The organism is Pristimantibacillus sp. PTI5 (assembly GCF_048572955.1).
Lineage (GTDB): Bacteria > Bacillota > Bacilli > Paenibacillales > Paenibacillaceae > Pristimantibacillus.
The window spans coordinates 2,894,038-2,912,799 of record NZ_CP183886.1 but is presented as its reverse complement, the minus strand read 5'-3'; the positions used below and the strand labels follow the sequence as shown (position 1 = coordinate 2,912,799).

At 52.5% G+C, this 18,762-nt stretch carries 17 protein-coding genes; 12 read left to right on the top strand and 5 right to left on the bottom strand.

The genetic code is table 11. The features are described 5' to 3' along the window. The first annotated feature begins 125 nt into the window (after positions 1 to 125). From ACN6MW_RS13050 to ACN6MW_RS13040, 3 genes are all read left to right on the top strand, one after another. Entirely contained in the window at positions 126 to 935 is an 810-nt protein-coding gene (locus tag ACN6MW_RS13050; protein WP_419875781.1) for a GNAT family N-acetyltransferase, read from the top strand. Positions 936 to 988: 53 nt separating this feature from the next. Next, positions 989 to 1,903, top strand: coding sequence for a helix-turn-helix transcriptional regulator (locus tag ACN6MW_RS13045; RefSeq protein ID WP_419875780.1), 915 nt, complete (start codon positions 989 to 991; stop codon positions 1,901 to 1,903). A 66-nt stretch (positions 1,904 to 1,969) separates the two neighbouring features. Then, complete coding sequence (locus ACN6MW_RS13040) at positions 1,970 to 2,452, top strand: GyrI-like domain-containing protein (RefSeq protein ID WP_419875779.1); 483 nt, start codon at positions 1,970 to 1,972, stop codon at positions 2,450 to 2,452. A 57-nt stretch (positions 2,453 to 2,509) separates the two neighbouring features. On the opposite strand, the gene ACN6MW_RS13035 is transcribed toward ACN6MW_RS13040, so the two are convergent. The 4 genes from ACN6MW_RS13035 to ACN6MW_RS13020 form a co-directional block, all read right to left on the bottom strand. After that, positions 2,510 to 3,076, bottom strand: a complete 567-nt coding sequence (locus ACN6MW_RS13035; RefSeq protein WP_419875778.1) for a beta-class carbonic anhydrase — start codon at positions 3,074 to 3,076, stop codon at positions 2,510 to 2,512. 80 nt (positions 3,077 to 3,156) lie between these two features. Further along, positions 3,157 to 5,307: a YhgE/Pip domain-containing protein gene (locus ACN6MW_RS13030; RefSeq protein WP_419875777.1), complete on the bottom strand. Its 2,151-nt coding sequence runs from the start codon at positions 5,305 to 5,307 to the stop codon at positions 3,157 to 3,159. A 187-nt stretch (positions 5,308 to 5,494) separates the two neighbouring features. Continuing rightward, positions 5,495 to 6,508 carry an LLM class flavin-dependent oxidoreductase gene (locus tag ACN6MW_RS13025; protein WP_419875776.1) on the bottom strand — a complete coding sequence of 338 codons (1,014 nt, stop codon included), beginning with the start codon at positions 6,506 to 6,508 and terminating at the stop codon, positions 5,495 to 5,497. A gap of 118 nt (positions 6,509 to 6,626) precedes the next feature. Beyond that, complete coding sequence (locus ACN6MW_RS13020; RefSeq protein ID WP_419875775.1) at positions 6,627 to 7,346, bottom strand: 3-ketoacyl-ACP reductase; 720 nt, start codon at positions 7,344 to 7,346, stop codon at positions 6,627 to 6,629. A gap of 178 nt (positions 7,347 to 7,524) precedes the next feature. Here ACN6MW_RS13020 and ACN6MW_RS13015 point away from each other — a divergent pair, with 178 nt between their 5' ends. The 3 genes from ACN6MW_RS13015 (at position 7,525) to hxlB (ending at position 9,197) form a co-directional block, all read left to right on the top strand. Continuing rightward, positions 7,525 to 7,857 carry a winged helix-turn-helix transcriptional regulator gene (locus ACN6MW_RS13015; RefSeq protein ID WP_419875774.1) on the top strand — a complete coding sequence of 111 codons (333 nt, stop codon included), beginning with the start codon at positions 7,525 to 7,527 and terminating at the stop codon, positions 7,855 to 7,857. A gap of 141 nt (positions 7,858 to 7,998) precedes the next feature. Further along, positions 7,999 to 8,631, top strand: a complete 633-nt coding sequence (hxlA, locus tag ACN6MW_RS13010; RefSeq protein WP_364152248.1) for a 3-hexulose-6-phosphate synthase — start codon at positions 7,999 to 8,001, stop codon at positions 8,629 to 8,631. A gap of 5 nt (positions 8,632 to 8,636) precedes the next feature. Further along, entirely contained in the window at positions 8,637 to 9,197 is a 561-nt protein-coding gene (gene hxlB / locus ACN6MW_RS13005; protein ID WP_419875773.1) for a 6-phospho-3-hexuloisomerase, read from the top strand. Between the two features lie 364 nt (positions 9,198 to 9,561). Here the strand turns inward: hxlB and ACN6MW_RS13000 are convergent, their stop codons facing one another. Beyond that, on the bottom strand, positions 9,562 to 11,244 hold the full coding sequence (locus tag ACN6MW_RS13000; RefSeq protein WP_419875772.1) for a PucR family transcriptional regulator: 1,683 nt from the start codon (positions 11,242 to 11,244) through the stop codon (positions 9,562 to 9,564). A gap of 255 nt (positions 11,245 to 11,499) precedes the next feature. On the opposite strand from ACN6MW_RS13000, the gene ACN6MW_RS12995 reads away from it, so the two are divergent. From ACN6MW_RS12995 to ACN6MW_RS12970, 6 genes are read left to right on the top strand one after another with little or no spacing between them, the layout of a single operon-like run. Beyond that, entirely contained in the window at positions 11,500 to 12,741 is a 1,242-nt protein-coding gene (locus ACN6MW_RS12995; RefSeq protein ID WP_419875771.1) for an amidohydrolase family protein, read from the top strand. 27 nt (positions 12,742 to 12,768) lie between these two features. Further along, positions 12,769 to 14,010: an ABC transporter substrate-binding protein gene (locus ACN6MW_RS12990; RefSeq protein ID WP_419875770.1), complete on the top strand. Its 1,242-nt coding sequence runs from the start codon at positions 12,769 to 12,771 to the stop codon at positions 14,008 to 14,010. A 28-nt stretch (positions 14,011 to 14,038) separates the two neighbouring features. Beyond that, a complete protein-coding gene (locus ACN6MW_RS12985) occupies positions 14,039 to 14,920 on the top strand; it encodes a branched-chain amino acid ABC transporter permease (protein ID WP_419875769.1) in 882 nt (293 codons plus the stop codon). A gap of 25 nt (positions 14,921 to 14,945) precedes the next feature. Beyond that, positions 14,946 to 16,775 (top strand): ABC transporter permease subunit, encoded by a 1,830-nt coding sequence (locus ACN6MW_RS12980; protein ID WP_419875768.1) that lies wholly within the window; start codon positions 14,946 to 14,948, stop codon positions 16,773 to 16,775. Further along, the gene (locus tag ACN6MW_RS12975; RefSeq protein WP_419875767.1) at positions 16,762 to 17,478 is read left to right on the top strand and encodes an ABC transporter ATP-binding protein; all 717 of its coding nucleotides are present in this window, start codon (positions 16,762 to 16,764) and stop codon (positions 17,476 to 17,478) included. Before ACN6MW_RS12980 ends, ACN6MW_RS12975 begins: the two co-directional genes overlap by 14 nt. A gap of 28 nt (positions 17,479 to 17,506) precedes the next feature. After that, entirely contained in the window at positions 17,507 to 18,697 is a 1,191-nt protein-coding gene (locus ACN6MW_RS12970) for an amidohydrolase family protein (protein WP_419875766.1), read from the top strand. The last annotated feature ends 65 nt before the right edge of the window (positions 18,698 to 18,762 follow it).

The window sequence follows — 18,762 nt, the reverse complement described above, 5'->3', positions numbered from 1 at the left end:
TAAGGATAAAGATTATGGCTTGATTGTTACAGCAGCTTGCTTTATGGGTAATGGATGGAACAAAGTAGTTAGCCGCGTCATGCTTTGTTCGAGAGCTCTGACGGCTGGCAGGAGGAGAAACATATATGCTAGAGAAGCTGCACGCTGATGACTATGTTTTAAATCAGTTTCCATTTATGCGCGATGAGCTGCAATATAATTTAATCCATTTGATAACCGCGATTGAGGGATCGTCCGCGTTGAAAACGCCTGACGGCCGCATGCTGTTCGCCGGCTCGCCGGGACATAATGCTTGGCTGTGGCTGTCGGAGGATGTTACGGATGAACACAGGCTGATGCTGATGAAGGAGCTAATCGGGTACCATCAAGGAACGGTGCTGCCCGGTATATGCGGCTCTCCGCCGATTGCCGAACAGTTCGCTAAGCTCTACGCAGAGGTTAACCAGCTGAAATACCATGCTTATATGATGATGGAAACCTATTCTTGCCCCAAAGTGATTAAGCCGTTGAAGGTGAAGGGGAAAATGATTCGAGCGGAGCGCGGGCATGTGGAGCTTGTCGCCGAATTTTTGGCCGGCTTTTCCGAGGACGCCTACGGAACATCGGTTATTCCTGCCAGCCAGCTTCCGGCTGCGGAAGGAATGGTAATGAGAGGGAATTTATATTTCTGGACCGTCGACGAGCTTCCGGTGGCGATGGCCAATATTGCTTACCGCTCTCCGCGGCACGGAAGGATTAATGCCGTCTATACTCCGCCGGTTCTGCGAAAAAACGGCTATGCCAGCGCAATCGTTGCTGAGCTTTGTTTGATTCTGGAGGAAGAGAACCGTGAACCGATGCTCTATGCGGATACCAAAAATTCGTCCTCGAACAAAGTATACAAAAATATAGGCTTCGTTGAGAGCGGACCGATTGCCGAAATAAGATTTATGTAAGGATAAATGGTAAGGAAGAAGGAATTTGTCTGAAAATCGATCGTTTGCTCGCGATGACTGTGCTTCTTCTTAATCGCGGGAGAATAAGCGCGAAGGAGCTCGCCGACCGTTTTGAGGTCTCTACGAAAACCATCTACCGCGACATGGATACGCTTAGCCAATCCGGCATTCCAATCTTTGCCCATCAAGGAACAGCGGGCGGCTTCGAGATTATGGAGCAGTACACGATATCGCGTCAGCACCTATCCCTAGGGGAAATTTCATCTCTAATAGCTGCCGTAAAAGGCATAGGGACCGCTTTGGATGATACGGCTTATGCCAAGCTCCATGAAAAGGTCAAATCGCTGCTTCATAAATCGGACAAGCAGCAGGCGGCCAGCAGCGAGGAAAGCCTGGTCTTTGATCTTAATCCTTGGGGACAAGGACCGGCGGCGCGCCTTAAGGTCAATCTCTTTAAACAAGCTATAGAAGAAACCCGGTGCATGCAGCTAAGCTACATAAATATGAATGGCTCGGAGACGGAACGGATAATCGAGCCTTATGCGCTTATCTTAAAAGGAAATGTATGGTATGTGCAGGCTTACTGCATGCTGCGTGAGCAATTTCGCGTTTTTCGTTTATCGCGGGTGCTGAAGCATGATCTGCTTGAGGAACGTTTCGTGCGCCGCGATGCCCCTTCACTGGAGAGGTATGCATGGGATACGGAATGGTCGAAAAATGCCGAAACCGTAGTGACGCTGCTATTCCGTCCTCAGGTACGCTACCGCGTGGGGGATGCTTTTCGCCCGGAACAGGTTTCTGTGCTGGAGGACGGATCCGTGCGCGTAGAGGGCAAGCAGATGGTAGATGAATTCTTTTACGGGATGCTGCTGAGCTTCGGCAATCAAGTAAAGGTAGAGCAGCCTGCCTATGTTGCCGAGCAAGTCATTCAGCGCGCCAAAAATATTATTGCCCGTTACGAGAACTAAGACAGACAGCTGTCCAGTTTCCCTAGCTATGCTAAGAACAAAACCAAAGGGAATGGGGAACGACAGATGAAGGAACAAATCGTAGTCAAACCGGCGCTTGCGCTTATCGGAGTAGCAACACGAACGACCAATGCGGAGGAGGCCGGTCCGAACGGACGCCTGCCTGCGTTGTGGAATTCTTATTTCGAAAGCGGAATTGCCGAGCGGACAGCGGTAAGCAACGGCCATTTGATCTATGCGCTTTATACCGATTACGAGAGCGATGCAAGCGGCGCCTATACGACTCTTATTGGCCATGAACGCGGCGGCGATGCTGTAGATGAGGTGCCAGGCTTGGTACCGGCAGCGGTGCCAGAGGCAAGGTACCTCGTCTTTAAGACGAAGAGAGGGCCTGTGTATGAGGTTGTAGCGCAGGCATGGGGCGAGATTTGGGCTTATTTCCAGCATTCCTCGCTTGAACGTGCGTATACCGGCGATTATGAGCTGTATGATGGACGAACGTTTAACCCGGAGGAAGCGGAAATCGAAATTTATATCGCGATAAAATAAAAAACGCACACTCTAAGTCTAGGGCTGAGAGTGTGCGTTTTTTTATGAGTGCAGGTACTATTCTTCGCGGTAATCCTGGACGAGAACATCCAAGGCGCCTGTTTCGGGATCTATGATGAAACCGTGAACCGGGATATGCTTTGGAAAAAGAGGATGCTTGCGTATTAATTTGACGCTATCCATAACGCCTTCATCAGCGCTGGCAAAGCCCTTCAAAAACTTATCCATGCGGATACCTGAATTCTCCAGTGTTTCTATAGCAAGTGGGTCGATCCCATGCTCAATGAATTTGCCGACCAAGCCTTCCGTATTCAAGTTGGTCATGCCGCAGCCATGATGGCCGATCACGAACACCTCGCGTGCGCCCAGCTCATATACGGCGACGAGAATGCTGCGCATGGCGCTGCCGAAGGGCTGCGTCAGGATGGCACCCGCATTTTTGATAAACTTGGCATCACCATTTCTGATATTCAAAGCTCTGGGCAGCAGTTCTACGAGCCGTGTATCCATACAAGTAAGAATTGCAACTTTCTTATCGGGGAATTTGTCAGTCATATAAGCCTCATACTGCTTTTCCTCAACAAACTGCTTGTTAAACTCCATGATACGTGGAACGATGGACATGTTTTCTCCTCCTGGCCGCAATAAATTCTATCTCTATATTAATATTATTCATAGAAAACGGGCGATAGTCAAATGATCATCTAATGAATTATTCCGCTTTGCTTCGCTTTTTCCAGCATTTTGGCGGAATAACGATTGATCCATTTTTTTAAAGCAAGCCCGAGCAGAAGCGCCGCGCCGGCAAAAACCGCCAAAGCTATCAAATCTCGCGCCACAATATCCCATAGGATGCCACCGACCGCCTCCCGCATCATGCTGATCGCATAGGTGAAGGGCAGGAACGGATGAATCGCTTGGAAAAACGGCGGCGTCACCTGTATCGGAAACGTACCGCCGGATCCGGCGAGCTGGAGCACGAGCAGAACGATGGCCATTGCCTTGCCTACATTTCCGAATATTGACACGAGCGTGTACACGATCAGCATGAACACGGCGCTTAGAATGACACCGAAGAGAACGAACCATAATGGATCGGCGACATATGCCTTGAGCAGCCAGATGTCCCCTAGAGTAACAAGGAGAGACTGCACAATCGCTATCGTTAGAAAGGTGAGGTATCGCCCCAAATAAATGTGATAGCTCCGGTAAGCATGCTCAGCATGATGAACATCCACCGTGAGCAGCGACACAAGCAAAAGCGCCCCGACCCATAAGGACAGCGTGGTGAAAAACGGCGACATCGCCGAACCGTAATTCGGAATCGGGAATAAGCGGTTTTCCTTCAATACCACAGGCTCCGCGAAAAAAGCCCCTTCGCGCTCCGCGTCGTTTTTGAGCAGATCAACCAGCTCATCCAAATTGCCTTCCTTCTCAAGCTTCCGTATTTGCTGGGCAAAATCCTTGATCTTTTGCTCGGCTGCAGGTAAACGGACTTGCATTTTCGCAAGCTCCTGGCCGCCTAGCTCTAGCCCTTTCGCCGCATCATTTACTATTTTGACGACACTTGGAATGGCCTTGTTTGCTTCTGCCATTACCGATTCAGCCTTAGACGCGGCTTGCTTCGCTTTATCCGCGGCTTGCATGATGCCCGGCAATATTTCGCTATCATATCGGCTCAGCACTTCGGTTAGAATCACGGCTGCTTCCTTCGATAAGGCGCTCAGGCGATCGATAAGGGTTTGCGCGGGTTTCTCGCCATTGCGTATTGAGGAGCGGATTTGCTGTACAACTGTAAGCTGCTGCTGAAACTGGCTGTTTACCTGCTGCAGCCGTTCAATGGCAGACGCGAGCGGCTTATGATCGGTTAAATCGTTCAAGCGTTCAAGCAGGCTGATCATGCCGCCCGTCACCGCGGCTGCACTGGTTAGGCGTTTCTCCGCAAGCTCCAGGGTCGTTTGAACGACTGCGGGATCAATGGATGAATCCTGCAGAACGGCAGCGAGCTCCTCCATCGCATGAGCCGTCTCAAGCAGCAGCTGCAAGTCCTGCTTGATAAGCGGGCCAACGGTATCGAGTGCTGATGTGCTTTTACGGAAGAAAAGACCAAGCTGCTTCGTGAATGCCTCGCCATCCTTAGCAAGCTGGGCAGCTTTCGGCAGCTCCGTTTGAACGGCGCTGACGATTTTTTTCGATTTTTCGATGTCCACGGCCGCTAGGGATACCGCTTCGTTGATTTTCGGAATCAGCGATTCCAGTTTAAATACGGTATCTCGCACTTGCTCGATCGCAGGCTGATTTTCCTCAAGCTCTACGCCGATTTGATTAAAGATGCGGAATATCGTCTCGTTGGCCGTTTTAACGAAACTGGCCCGAACTTCCTCGATAATGCCGCTTGCCCCTTTTTGGGCGATTTTGGGCGATACCGCGTTAATTTTCTCGTTTACGGCATAGTCGAGATCGGCTTGCTGCGGATTGTCGGTGAGAACAGTGGCCAAGTCGGCAGAGAAATCTGCCGGAATAGTTATGCTGGCATAATAGTCGCCGTGCTTAACGCCTTCCATAGCCTTTTTCTCCTCCACGAACACCCAGCCGATCTTTTTGTTCTCTTTCAAGGAGGCAATGATCTGATCCCCGGCGTGAATAGGAGTATCGCGCAGCACAGAGCCTTCGTCGTTGTTGACGACAGCGATGGCGAGCGAGCTTGTTTGGCCGTAAGGGTCCCAAGATGCTTTGATATTGAACCATGCGTATAAGGAAGGCAGAAAGGCGAGACCGATGATTATGACAGCAGCGGCGCTGTTTCGAAAAATGCCGCGAAGATCCTTGGCGTAAATCGCAAAGATTTGTCCCATGTTTATCCACTCCTAAAAAATGCTTGTCTTAGTATAGCTAAATAGGTTCAAATCTACCCGCTGTATAAGCATCGCATCTAAGGGGACGGAAAAAGGCAGCAGCTTCGGCTGTTACGCTGTAGCTGCTGCCTTTGTTTATATATTTCCGCGAAATGGGCTTTTGCCGCCAATGGAAGGTTGCAGCCGGTTACGCATGGTCTTCGTTTATAACTTCAGCCAGCAGCTCGAAGGAGCGAAGGCGCGCGGAATGATCGTAAATTTGGCTGACGACGATTAACTCATCGACGCCTGTCTGATCGATGATGTCGTTCAGCTTCTCTTTGACGGCCGATTTCGTGCCGGCAATCGTGAAGCTGAGCTGCTTGCGCACCATCATCTTTTCTTGTTCGCTCCAGAGACCGTCCATGCTGTCCACGGGCGGATTCAACTGTCCCATGCGTCCGCGAATCAGATTGAGGAAGGCTTGCTCCTGCGAGGTAGCAAGAAATGCGGCAGCTTCATCTGAGTCTGCCACAATGACATTCACGCCGGCCATGGCATAAGGCTTAGCCAGCACATCCGAAGGCCGGAAGTTATCGCGGTACAGCTTCAAGGCCGGAACCAGAAAGTCCGGCGCAAAGTGGCTGGCAAACGCGAAAGGAAGCCCATGATGCCCGGCAAGCTGGGCGCTGAAGCCGCTTGACCCGAGCAGCCAGATCGGAACATCCAGGCCTTCGCCGGGAACGGCTCTAGGCATAACGCCTCTGGCATCCTCGCCCGGATTGAAGTAATGGCGCAGCTCGTTCAGCTGCTCCGGAAAATCTTCGCCATTGCTGCCAAGACCGCGACGCAGCGCACGGGCTGCAACCTGGTCTGACCCCGGCGCTCTTCCGAGGCCCAGATCGATCCGGCCGGGGTACATGGACTCGAGCGTGCCAAATTGCTCGGCAATCACGAGCGGAGCGTGGTTCGGAAGCATAATGCCGCCGGAGCCGACGCGGATTTTTTCAGTGCCTGCAGCGATATAGCCAATTACAACGGAAGTGGCAGAACTGGCAATACCCGGCATGTTATGATGCTCGGCTACCCAGTAGCGGTTGTAGCCCCATTTTTCGGCATGCTGGGCTAAATCAAGCGTGTTGCGGAAGGATTGGGCAGGTGTCCCGCCGGTAATAATGGGAGCGAGATCGAGTATGGAGAAAGGGATGTCTTGAATGGGCATCGTCGTATTACCTCCTTAAAAAATGCGTGACCATAACGCTGTTCCGCCGTGCTAATCAAGCAGCCAAAACGTAAAACCCCAACGCCGCTAAGGACGTGGGGCCATGATATTATGCTTCTTATTGCGGGTTTGTTGTCCAAATGCCTGCTGTTTTGATAAATACGCGGTCTGGCAGCTTCAAGGCTGCGAGAACCAGCTCGGCCATATCCTCGGCCTGCATCATACGGTCCTCGTCGCCGATTTTGAGACCGGCATTCGATGCCAGCTCGGTATTGACGGTGCTTGGAGTCAGCGCGGTAACGCGGATATTGGACTTGCGAACCTCCTGCATAAGCGCCTCGGTCATGCCGATCACCGCAAACTTGGATGCGCAGTAAGCAGAGCCGGTTGCAAAGCCGCGCTCGCCTGCCGTTGAAGCGATGTTGATGATGCTTCCGCTGCTTTGCTCAAGCATAGTCGGAAGCGCGGCGCGCGTAACATAGTAGGTGCCAAGCACGTTCGTTTGGATAATGCGTTCCCACTGTTCATGGTCCATGTCAAGCAGGGTGCCGAACGTTCCGATTCCCGCATTGTTGATGAGGATATCGATGGATCCAAGCCTTTCTTTTAGCGCGGAAATGGCTCCGTCGACTTCTGCTTTAACAGTTATGTCTGCGGAAGCAACAAATACCTTCACGCCATAGGTGCTTGCAAGCGAGGCTTGCAGCGATTCCAGGTCAGAGCTTGTACGGGCAATAATACCCAGATTGACGCCTTCCGCTGCTAATGCGACAGCAATGGCTTTGCCGATCCCTTTGCCTGCCCCTGTAATAATTGCCGATCTATTTTTTAATTCCATGTTCATCTCTCCTCTGTTAGCTGCGAATTTCAACATTCGTATGTAATGACTTCGATATGATATCCTTTAACCAGGCATCACATACGATAGATATAATTATTATGCTACACCATACTTAAAGCAAGTAGCAACTTTATAGTAAGATAGTATCATTTTTATACTAAAGGAGTCGTTCGACTTGGGAGACCAGCATTTTAAAGAAACGGTAGAGCTTACCTTGAAGGTAATCGGAGGAAAATGGAAGCCGGTCATTCTTTGCCATTTGACCGAGGGCACGCATCGATTTGGCGAGCTGAAGCGGGAGATGCCGTCCATTACCCAAAAAATGCTCACGCAGCAGCTGCGGGAGCTGGAAGAGGATGCCATCATCGATCGCAAGGTTTATGTGCAGGTGCCCCCTAAGGTGGAGTATTCCTTAACCGAATATGGATTATCGGTGAAAGAGCTGCTGAATGTGATGTCGCAATGGGGCGAGCAGCATCAGGAAAGGCTGGCGATGCCGAATAAATAAGGCAGCCAGGCTCCTCATAGTACCCAAATGGATACTACGTTCCATAAAAGTGCGTACTGTTTTTTTTGACTATGGGCATCTATTATAGGGCTATCGGGTAAACTAAACCGGTGGAATAAACCTATAAGGAGCGATTGAGGAATGAAATTACAATTAGCGCTGGATTTGGTTGACATACAGGGAGCAATCGAGGTTGTGAAGCAAGTAGAGGCATATGTGGACGTAGTGGAAATCGGTACGCCAATCGTCATTAACGAAGGGCTGCACGCCGTAAAAGCATTGAAGGATGCGTTCCCCAACATGACCGTTCTTGCCGATCTTAAAATTATGGATGCAGGCGGCTACGAAGTGATGAAAGCATCGGAGGCCGGCGCGGATATCGTTACGATTCTTGGCGTAGCTGAGGATGCGAGCATCAAGGGCGCGGTGGAAGAGGCCAAAAAACAAGGAAAACAAATTTTGGTCGATATGATTGCCGTGAAAAACTTAGCGGAGCGCGCTGCGCAGGTAGACTCGTTCGGCGTTGATTACGTCTGCGTGCATACCGGTTATGATCTTCAAGCGGAAGGACAAAATTCCTTCGAGGATCTTCGTACGATCAAATCCGTTGTCAAAAATGCGAAGGTAGCCGTTGCCGGCGGGATCAAGCTTAGCACGCTGCCGGAGGTTATCGCCGTTGGGCCTGACCTTATTATCGTAGGCGGCGGCATTACAGGACAAGCCGACATTCAAGCTGCGGCATCCGAGATGCAGCAATTGATCAAGCAAGGGTAAGCGGGATGAAGGCGAACGTTCCTGCGCTTTCAACGATAGTGAATGAGCTGCGGCTAGCGGCTGATCAGCTTGACGAGGGACAGCTGGAGCATTTGGCCGATGCGGTCAGCTCAGCCGGCCGCGTATTTGTAGCCGGGGCCGGCCGATCCGGGCTGATGATGCGTGCTTTTGCGATGCGCCTCATGCATCTGGGGCTCGATGTGTATGTCGTCGGCGAGACGGTAACCCGCAGCCTGGGCAAAGGTGATTTGCTGCTGATTGGCTCCGGCTCAGGTGAGACGAAATCGCTTATTCCCATGACAGAAAAGGCGAGGAGCCTTGAAGCGAGGGTAGGCGCTTTAACGCTCGCTCCAGGGTCAACCATCGGGAGACAGGCGGATTTTGCGGTCAAGCTTCCGGGAGCGCCGAAGGAGCAAGCGGAGCATGAGGCATCGACCGTCCAGCCCATGGGCTCATTATTTGAGCAAATGCTGCTGCTCGTATGCGACGCGGTTGTGCTCAGACTGATGGAGAAGCAGGATTTGAGCGGTAAGGCGATGTACGGCAATCATGCTAATTTGGAGTAATCTATTATTATAAATAGGCAAGAGACATTGAAGAGGCAATCTCGGGCAGCAATATGTGCCACTTGATTGTCTCTTTTTTCGTGCTGCGGCTGGGGTTACTGGTGGGTCTCCAATGTAGTTTATGCAATAGAAAGTTATGAAAGCGGGGAAGTTTCGAGGTACGCTGCAGTTTATGCAATAGAATGGGGTAGATGAGAGGTTGAGACAGAGTTTGAGGCTGAATCTGCTGTACTTTCTGCAGCGTAGCTGGCGCACAGCCGGAATGGTAAGGTTTTTGATGCAGAAACCTTACTATTCCGGCTGTGCGCCAAAGTTTAGCGGGCTGCCTGCGCTGCCTATTTTCTCTCGAAAGCACCGATCCGCATTAACGGTGTGCCGCTTCGCCCCTGCCAACCCGCAGGAGAGGCTCGATGGCGAAGGCGATCCGGAAGCGGAGGCTCTCTCCGGGGTCCTTGAGCTTGATGCCCATCAGCTTCTCGCATTTATCAAGCCGATAGATGACCGTATTGCGATGCACAAAAAGCTGCTTCGACGTCTCAACAAGCTGGCACTGCGTATCGTAATAAACATTCAGCGTGCGCATCAGCTCTTTTTGCTCGTTCTCCTCGGCGGAAGAGAAGCATTGGAACGTCTCCTCGTAAAACTGCTTCAGCTCATCGTATGGAATCATCCGGAACAAATAACTGATATCCTTCGACTGATACGATTGGATAAACCTCGTTTTTTTCATTTGATAACCGATTTGCAGCGCTTTGACGGCCTCGTTATAAGAGAGTCCGATATCGAGCACATTCGTTACCGGATTGCCGATGCCAAGCGAGACGCTGAGCTGGGATTGCTCGTATAGCTGAGCGGTCATCGCAGCCAGCTGCTTCAGAAATCGGGTTTCCTCCCATTGCTTTTCCTGAATGAAGACCAGCATGCCGAAAGAATCATTTTTCGTAAACATGACAAAAACCTCGCCAAGCGTGGAAAAATGGCGTTTGATCAGCTCATACTGCAAATCCCGCTCGGAAATAAGACGCTCGTCGGCTAAGGACGCAGCGTTTTTTGGCATGCCTGCCTGAGCGCCGGTTTGCTCGTCCTTGCGTGCGGCGAGCAGCAGCCATGTGCCCTTCTGCTTAAGGCCGTATTTTTTGCCGCGATGGAGTGCCTCTTGCTCGGAGCCGATAAAACCGTCGATCAAATCGGAGAAAAACTCGTTTTTGTAACGGCGCGAGCGCTCCTTGACGGCCTGCCGCTTCGTCATCTCCATGCCTATGACATTAGAGGCCTGCTCCAGCGTTAAACCGTATTGATTGGACGCAGCCTGCTTAGGCTGGAAAGCGATGAGATATCCCTCATGTCTGTAGGTGAATATGGGATACAGCTCCATATAGCGATAGCCGCGCAAGGCAGGATCGAGCAAGCAGAGCTGCGCTGCGGCTTGAATGGCGGGAAGTCCGCTCAGCATGGCCTCGGCGGCGGAAATAAGCGGCTGCATCCGCGGCTGCTTGAAATGCTGGGACTGCGCGGTCACCTGCAGCTTGCTGCTCAGCAGCAGAATAGGCGAGTTCAGCAGCTGCGTGAGCGCGGTTATGATCTCGGGAATGCCGTCTCCTTTCATAATCATCGCGGAAAATTGCTTATGAATGGTGAGGGAATATTGCAATTCATCATTTTTGTTATCCAAAATGACGCTGGTCGAGCGCTGCAGAATTTCTCCGAGCGAATGCTCCACGGAAGAAATCTCGATGATCGGAAAGTCGATCCGATTGGCCTCATCTATCACCTCCTGCGGAATAGCTAGCGCAAACCGCTTCGTTTTGACGGCCAGCCCGGAACATTTCAATTGATCCATTTTGGTCATCAGCTCAAGAAGGCTCTCAGGATTTTCCTTCATAAAATACCCGTTTGTAAGCAAAAGCTCACCGGGCCTCAAGAAATGGATGATGTCGGGGGCATCCATGATGTTAACGGTTTGAACGGTACGCGATAAGCCGCTCCGTCCTGCGATAATTTGCGATTTGGAAAAAATCGCGTGGGATAGCAATTGCTCAAGCAGCATTCTCGTCCATCCTCTCATTTCTAATAATGATATAAAAACTAACATCAAATTTGGAGGTTGTAAAGAGTATGCTGGACGAATGATCCAAATGTCATAGGAAGCTTTGGACCTATTAAACAATGACAGGGAGCATCCAAGAAGTTATGCTTCTTTCAAGGGAATTAATGTTAATTAACATCACATGAGAGTTGGCGGGCGGGACCGAATGTTTCGGCTCGTTGCACCAATGACATTGGATAAACAGAGGTGAGGCGGTTGCTGGATTTACTTCTAACAAAGGTGCGCATGCAAAATGAAGCGAGGCTCATGGATGTTGGCGTCCGGAAAGGCAGGATTGCTTACATAGCGCCTAGCGGCGGAGAGAGCGCACCGGATGCGCTGCATAGGGAGCAAGGGGCAGGAGGAATGCTGCTGCCGGGTTTCGTGGAACCGCATATTCATCTCGAGAAGGCCTATTTGCTCTCGCGGATGGAGCATGAGGCAGCATCTCTGCAGGATGCCATTCAAATGACTGCGGAGATGAAGCATGGCTTTACGAAGGAAGACATGCAGGCGAGATCGCTTGCTGTTATCCGGGAAGCCGTTCGCAGCGGCGTTACCCACATGCGCTGCCATGCGGAGGTTGACCCGATCCTGGGGCTATCCGCTTTTGAGGCCGCGCTTGAGCTGAAGGAGCGGGTAAGGGATTCGCTTGATTTGCAAATCGTCGTTTTTCCGCAGGAGGGGATATTCAGAAGCCCAGGTACGGCAGAGCTCATGGAAGAAGCGCTGCGACTTGGCGGCGATGTGGTAGGAGGCATTACATACCAAGATGCGGATTTGCAAGCCCATCTGCGGCTTGTGTTCGATATGGCGGAGAAGCATGGCAAACCACTCGATTTCCATGCCGATTTCTCGGATAACCCCGAGCAGCTGGCGATTGCCGAAATTGCGGACAGAACGATTGCGTTAGGCATGCAGGGACTTGTTTCCGCGGGGCATGTGACTTCGCTTGGTTCGCTCGAGCATGGGCGCGCGATGTCCGTTGCGGACCGGATCAAAGAAGCGGACCTGCATATTATGAGCCTGCCGGCGACGGATTTGTTCATTAACGGCAGGGGAGAACGGGAGAGGCCGCGCCGCGGGCTTACGCCGGTCGGCCTGCTGCTTGAGAAGGGCGTAAATGTCGTCATCGGTGTCAACAACGTGCGCAATCCGTTTACGCCTTTCGGCAAAGCTGATCCGCTGGAGACGGCTTGGCTGCTGGCCGTAACCGCGCATATGGGCGGGGATGCCGACGCCCGTCAACTGATTCGCATGCTGACAGAAGGCGCAGGCAGGGCTCTTGGCTTAAAAAACTATGGGCTGCGAGAAGGCGCGAAAGCAGATATGGTGTTGTTCTCCGTACCGACCGAGCGCGACATTCTTCTGGATAAGCCGGAGCGCCGAAAGGTATGGAAACGCGGCGTGAAAACAGCGGATACGCAGGTCGCAAGCCAAGTACATGGGCTTTTATAAAAGAAAAATAGAGGAGTGGATTTTCGGATGAAGAAGCTAACGGGCAAGAAATGGTCGCTGGGGTTACTTGTTGTCGTCATGATGTGGGTGCTGGCGGCATGCGGAGGCGGAAGCGGTAGCGGAACGGAAGCGGCAAATGCGCCTGCTACGAGCGAAGGTGCGGGGAGCAAGGAGCCGATTTTGATCGGTATGTCTACGGAAGCCACGGGCGATAACGCGATGAACTCGGTCAACCTTTACCAAGGCGTTCAAGTAGCGGTCGATCAAATCAATGCAAAAGGCGGTATCGATGGACGCTTGGTTGAGCTCGTTGTGCGCGATACCGAGCAAAATCCGACGCGCGGCATCAGCATTATCCGTGATTTTAGCCAAAAGGAAAAGGTGCTTGCCGCAATCGGCGGTTTTCACAGCACGGTCATGCTGGCGCAGTCGCCAATCATTATGGAAGAGAAGTTTCCGTTCATGGTAGCTACCTCCAATGTTCCCGCATCGGTCGAATCGGGCATGCCTTGGACGTTCGGCGTGCGGATGAATGCGAATATTACGGCGCAATACGCGCTTAAGTTCATTAAAGAGCATTTTAACACAACGAATATTGCGGTCCTGCACGAGAACGGCGGCTACGGCAAAGGCGCGGCAGCGGCCATGACGAAGGTGCTTGAAGGCGAAGGGCTGAAGCCGGTGGCCGTCGAGTCCTTTGACAACGCGAAGGATAAAGACATGACGGCGCAGGTTAACCGGGCAAAGGAAGCGGGAGCCGAGGTAATTTATTTGTTCGGCCAAGGCGCGGCTAACGGTTATGTGCTGCAAGCGATGGATAAGCTCGGCTGGAAGGTGCCGATCGTAGGCGAGAACGGCATGGCGAACAAAGGCGCGCAAGAAGTAGGCAAGGAGCTGGCGGAAGGCACGTACGCCATTCAAACAGCCAACTTCAACGTGGATCAAACGCGTGAGACGGCTAAGGTGTTTTTGGCGGACTTCACAGCGAAATTCGGTCATATTCCAACGACCTTCGCTTCTGCGGCACAAGGCTATGACGGTGCAATGATGATTTTCCAAGCCATTGAGAAGGCAGGTTTGACCGGCGATTTGGCCAAGGACCGCGAGGCGATCAAAAATACGCTCGAAACGGGGCTCGGCTCTTACAGCGGCGTGATCAAAGATTGGGAACAGGCTTTTACGCCGGAAAACCACGATGCGGTCGACGTGAACTCCTACCTGATGTGCGTATGGAAGGACGGCAAGCTGGTTATTTCCGACAAGCAATAAGTCATTTAACTAAGAAAGAGGGATGGACATGTCGCTTATACTCCAGCTCGTCATTAGCGGGCTCTCGGTCGGATGTCTATATGCCTTAATTGCGCTCGGCTACAGCTTGACGTTTGTGGTGAATGGAACGCTGAATATGTCGCAAGGACAGCTGGTCATGCTTGGCGGGGTGCTTATGTTCGGCTTTGCGGAGCTCGGGCATCTGCCCTTTCTCGTTTCCTTCGCGCTTGCTGCGCTAATTGTTGGGCTGCTGAGTTTAGGCATAGAGAGGCTTGCGATCCGCAAGTTCGACAAGGGCGCGAATTCGATCGAGTGGGTGCTTAGCACGATAGCGGTTGGCATTATTATTCAAGACGTCGCGCTTTATATTAACGGACCGGACGAAGGGGTAACCCCTTCTCCGGTTGGCGACGGGATGCTTCGTATTTTTGGCGCAGGCATCTACTGGAAGGAATTTATTTTTCTGCCGGTCGTCGGCATCCTGCTGGTGATGCTCATCTTGTTTTACAAAAAATCACATTGGGGCCTATGGCTTCGTGCGACGGCCGACAACCGGACTGCGGTTGAGATCATGGGCGTGAGCAGCAACAAAATCGTTGCGGTTGCTTATGTGCTGAGCGGCCTGCTGGCCGGCATCGGCGGCGCTTTGATGTCTACCAATTATGCGGTTTCGGTTGATATCGGGCTGCCGCTCGGGCTTAAGGCCATATCCGTCGCGATACTCGCAGGCGTCAACAATCCGAAGGGAATCGTTGCCGCAGGTCTGATTTTGGGCATATCGGAGGCGTTTATCGGGCAGTACATTTCGACGGCATTCCGGGAGATGTTTGTTTACGGCTTGGTTATTCTCGTGTTGTATTGGAAGCCGATGGGCCTCTTCAATGCGCGCAAAACGATTGTAAAAGTGTAATTTCGGAACGTCAGGGGGTGCGCAGATGAATCAACTTATAGAGCGAAGTTTCGGCTACCGCACGGCCGCCGGATGGGTGGCGGGACTCGCAGCCGTAGGGCTGCTTGCCGCGGGGCCTTGGATGGTCGACACGTATTATTTAAATCTATTGTTTATGATCGGAATCTTCGTCATCACATGCACAGGCATGAATATTTTAATCGGCTACTGTGGCATTGTTTCCATCGGACATGCGGGACTTATGGCGATTGGCGCTTACATGTCATCCTTTCTCAGCACCAAATACGGTCTCTCGTTCTGGACCGTAGCGATGGTCGGCATGCTGGTATCCTTAATTATCGGGAGTCTTATCGCGATCCCCACCATTCGGGCTGGCGGCGTCTACTTATCCATGATTACCATCGCCTTCGGCGTCGTTATTCATGAGATGCTGATCCGCTGGGACAGCTTCTCAGGCGGTCCGCTCGGCATTTCCGGCATTGCGAAGCCGCAAGTCGCCGCATACACGTTCGATCTGAAGAGCATGTATATATTCGTTCTGGCAGTTGCTGTCGTTGCGTTGCTGCTTGCCCGAAATTTACGGCGCTCCTCCTGGGGGAGAGCGATGATCGCGACGAAGGAGAATGAAATTGCCGCTGCATCCCTCGGTATTCGCAAATTTGCGGTCCAATACGCGGGATTCGCAATCAGTTCGGTGCTGGCAGGCCTGTCGGGCGCGATTTATGCGCATACTAACAGCTTTATCAGCCCGGATACGTACAATTTTCAGACTTCCGTTCAGCTGGTGCTGATTGTTATTTTGGGCGGGGCGGGCAGAGTGCTGGGACCGGTTATCGGAGCGGCGATTATCGTATTTTTGCCTGAGGTACTCGATATGGAAAAACTGCGGATGGCACTCTACGGCGGCATTATGTTCGCTGTTCTGTACTTCCTGCCGAAGGGGATTGCCGGTACGGTCGCAGGGTGGCTGGCGCCGCTGCTGAGTCGGTTTTCTCCTAAAGGAGAGAGTTCTTCAACCAGAGGAAATAGCGAGAAAGAGCAGTTATTTGCCGCATCGGTGCGGGCAGAGAATAAGCAGATGCTGGTGCTCGAAGGAATCAATAAGCATTTTGGCGGACTGCATGCCTTGAAGGATGTAAGCCTCACGGTAGCCTCGGGGACGATTCACTCGCTGGTAGGCCCGAACGGCGCCGGCAAAACGACGCTGCTCAACGTGATCTCCGGCTTGTACAGCGCCGAGCAAGGGACATTTGCGCTGCATGGGCAGCCGCTCATTCCTAGGTCGCTGTCTGCGGTTGCACAGCGTGGCATTGCCCGAACGTTTCAGCATTCTCGGTTATTCAAGGAGCTGTCGTTGCTTGAGAATGTGATGACGGGCATGACCAAGCGGGAACGCAGCAGCTTAGGAGCATCCCTGCTTAGAACGCCGAAGCAGCTGCGGACGGAACGGCTGATGAAGGAGCGCGCGCATGCGCTGCTGGACCTCATCGGGTATGAAGGGGACCGGAATATGCCGGCGAGCCAGCTGCCATACGGACATCAGCGGATGGTAGAGATTGCCCGCGCATTAGCGACGGCGCCAAGCCTGCTGCTGCTGGATGAGCCGGCGGCGGGAATGACGGCAGCAGAGATTGAACAGCTGGAGCTGCTTCTGCGGGGTCTCGTAAAGCAGGGGATGACGGTCATCTTGATCGAGCATCATATGGATTTTGTCCAGCGCGTATCGGATACGGTGACAGTGCTTGATTTTGGCAAAGTTATTGGAACGGGCAGTCCGGAGCAGATGCTGAGCGATCCGCGCGTCATTCAGGCTTACCTGGGCGGAGAGGAGGTGGCCGCCAGTGTTGAGCATTAAAGGATTAGACGTTCGGTACGGAGCTATCCATGCATTAAAGGGCATTGATGTTGAGCTGAACAAAGGCGAAATTGTTGCGGTCATCGGCTCGAACGGCGCCGGCAAAACGACGCTTCTCCACTCGGTGCTTGGCCTTGTTCGTCCGAATGCAGGTGTCATCGAGCTGGAAGGCAGTCCGATTACCCATCTTTCGGCGAACAAAACCTCCAATCTCGGCGTATCTCTCGTACCGGAAGGGCGCGAGGTATTCGGTACGCTGTCGGTCGTCGAAAATTTACGTATGGGGCTCAAAAAGAAAATCGGATCCGTATCGAAGCAGCAGTTCGACAAGGAGCTGGAGCTTGTATTCGAACGGTTTCCCCGTCTGCACGAGCGGCGAAACCAGCTGGCGTTCACGCTTAGCGGCGGCGAGCAGCAAATGCTGGTCCTCTCGCGGGCGATGATCAGTAAGCCGAAGCTGCTGCTGCTCGATGAGCCGTCGCTCGGGCTTGCGCCCATTATCGTAAATGAAATTTTTGCGACCATAAAAGAGTTAGCCAATGACGGTACCGCAATTTTGCTAGTGGAGCAGATGGCGCATAAGGCGCTGTCAATAGCGAAGCGCGGCTACGTCGTAGATAACGGAAGCATCGCGCTGCATGGTTCATCCTCCGCTTTGCTCCATGACGACCGTATGATCAAAGCTTATTTGGGCGCGCATTAACTAAATGATAAAGCAGAGGGTGACGAACGTGTCCATCACACAAATTAACCGCATTCGTATAAATGAGGGTTTGTTCGATCTATCGATAGATTTGGCAAAAGGGGTTATCTCGCGCATCACGCCAAGCCATAATGCTTCGGCAAGCGTAAATACAGCCGTCGCAAGGGATGCCGGCGGTTTGCAATACTTGCCGGCAACGACCGATATGCATATTCATTTGGATAAACATTTTTTGGGAGAGCCGTGGAGGCCGCTGCAGCCGTTCATAACATTGCCCGGGCAATTGGCTTTCGAGAAGGCCATGCTTGCTTCGCTGCCGACCACGGCAGCGGAACGCGCCCGTCGTCTTATTGATCTGCTGCTTAGCCACGGAACGACGAAAATCAGGACGCATGTCGATGTTGATCCGCAAATCGGGATTTCGCATTTGGAGAATGTGCTTCAAGTACGCGAGGAATACCGGGGTATCATGGATATCGAAATCGTTGCATTCCCGCAGCAGGGATTGCTGCGCTCGGATTCTGTATCGGTCATGAAGGACGCGCTTCGAGCTGGCGCCGAATATGTGGGCGGCGTCGATCCGGCCGGTCTGGATCGTCAGGTTGACCGGAGCTTAGATGTGACATTTGAGCTGAGCGCCGAGTTCAATGCAGGCGTAGATCTCCATTTGCATGACCCGGGGCACCTCGGCTTGTATACGATCAGCCGTTTTGCCGATTTAACGGCACAGGCGGGCAAAGGCGGCAGAACGGCAGTCAGCCATGCATATTGCCTGGGACAGGTGACCGAAGCGGAGTCGAGAGAGCTTGCACAGCAGCTAAAAGCAAACGATGTGGCGATTATTACGAGCGTTCCGCTCGATAGGCCAATGCCGCGCGTCGACCAGCTCGTCGCCGAGGGCGTAACGGTTCATGTCGGGTCAGACAATATTCTTGATGCCTGGAGTCCTTTCGGCAACGGTGATTTGCTCGCGAGAGGCGCGAAGCTGGCTGAGAAATTCGGTTGGATACTGGATGATCAGCTGCTGCAAACCTATCCGCTTATTTCTGCGGGCCCGTTAACGCCCAAGGAGGGGGATGCCGCAAGCTTTGTACTGGTTTCGGCTGCAAATGCAAAGCATGCCATGGCATCCGCTCCTCTTCGCGAAGCCGTATTCTCCGGTGGCAAGCTGGCAGGCGGCAAATGGGCCGAAGCGGCAAAAGAGATTTCATACCGCTAGCGGCGGGAGGCGGACTATGTTGAGGCGGCTGAGTGCTCGTTCATACTGCGTTCATTATGTTTCTG

What these genes read in the sequence shown, in the direction of transcription:
- ACN6MW_RS13030 (WP_419875777.1), bottom strand. Translation starts at nt 5,307, where the DNA reads ATGGGACAAATCTTTGCGATTTACGCCAAGGATCTTCGCGGCATTTTT.
- ACN6MW_RS13035 (WP_419875778.1), bottom strand. Translation starts at nt 3,076, where the DNA reads ATGTCCATCGTTCCACGTATCATGGAGTTTAACAAGCAGTTTGTTGAG.
- ACN6MW_RS12985 (WP_419875769.1), top strand. Translation starts at nt 14,039, where the DNA reads ATGTCGCTTATACTCCAGCTCGTCATTAGCGGGCTCTCGGTCGGATGT.
- ACN6MW_RS13040 (WP_419875779.1), top strand. Translation starts at nt 1,970, where the DNA reads ATGAAGGAACAAATCGTAGTCAAACCGGCGCTTGCGCTTATCGGAGTA.
- ACN6MW_RS12990 (WP_419875770.1), top strand. Translation starts at nt 12,769, where the DNA reads ATGAAGAAGCTAACGGGCAAGAAATGGTCGCTGGGGTTACTTGTTGTC.
- ACN6MW_RS13000 (WP_419875772.1), bottom strand. Translation starts at nt 11,244, where the DNA reads ATGCTGCTTGAGCAATTGCTATCCCACGCGATTTTTTCCAAATCGCAA.
- hxlA (WP_364152248.1), top strand. Translation starts at nt 7,999, where the DNA reads ATGAAATTACAATTAGCGCTGGATTTGGTTGACATACAGGGAGCAATC.
- ACN6MW_RS13020 (WP_419875775.1), bottom strand. Translation starts at nt 7,346, where the DNA reads ATGGAATTAAAAAATAGATCGGCAATTATTACAGGGGCAGGCAAAGGG.
- ACN6MW_RS13050 (WP_419875781.1), top strand. Translation starts at nt 126, where the DNA reads ATGCTAGAGAAGCTGCACGCTGATGACTATGTTTTAAATCAGTTTCCA.
- ACN6MW_RS12980 (WP_419875768.1), top strand. Translation starts at nt 14,946, where the DNA reads ATGAATCAACTTATAGAGCGAAGTTTCGGCTACCGCACGGCCGCCGGA.
- hxlB (WP_419875773.1), top strand. Translation starts at nt 8,637, where the DNA reads ATGAAGGCGAACGTTCCTGCGCTTTCAACGATAGTGAATGAGCTGCGG.
- ACN6MW_RS13045 (WP_419875780.1), top strand. Translation starts at nt 989, where the DNA reads ATGACTGTGCTTCTTCTTAATCGCGGGAGAATAAGCGCGAAGGAGCTC.
- ACN6MW_RS13025 (WP_419875776.1), bottom strand. Translation starts at nt 6,508, where the DNA reads ATGCCCATTCAAGACATCCCTTTCTCCATACTCGATCTCGCTCCCATT.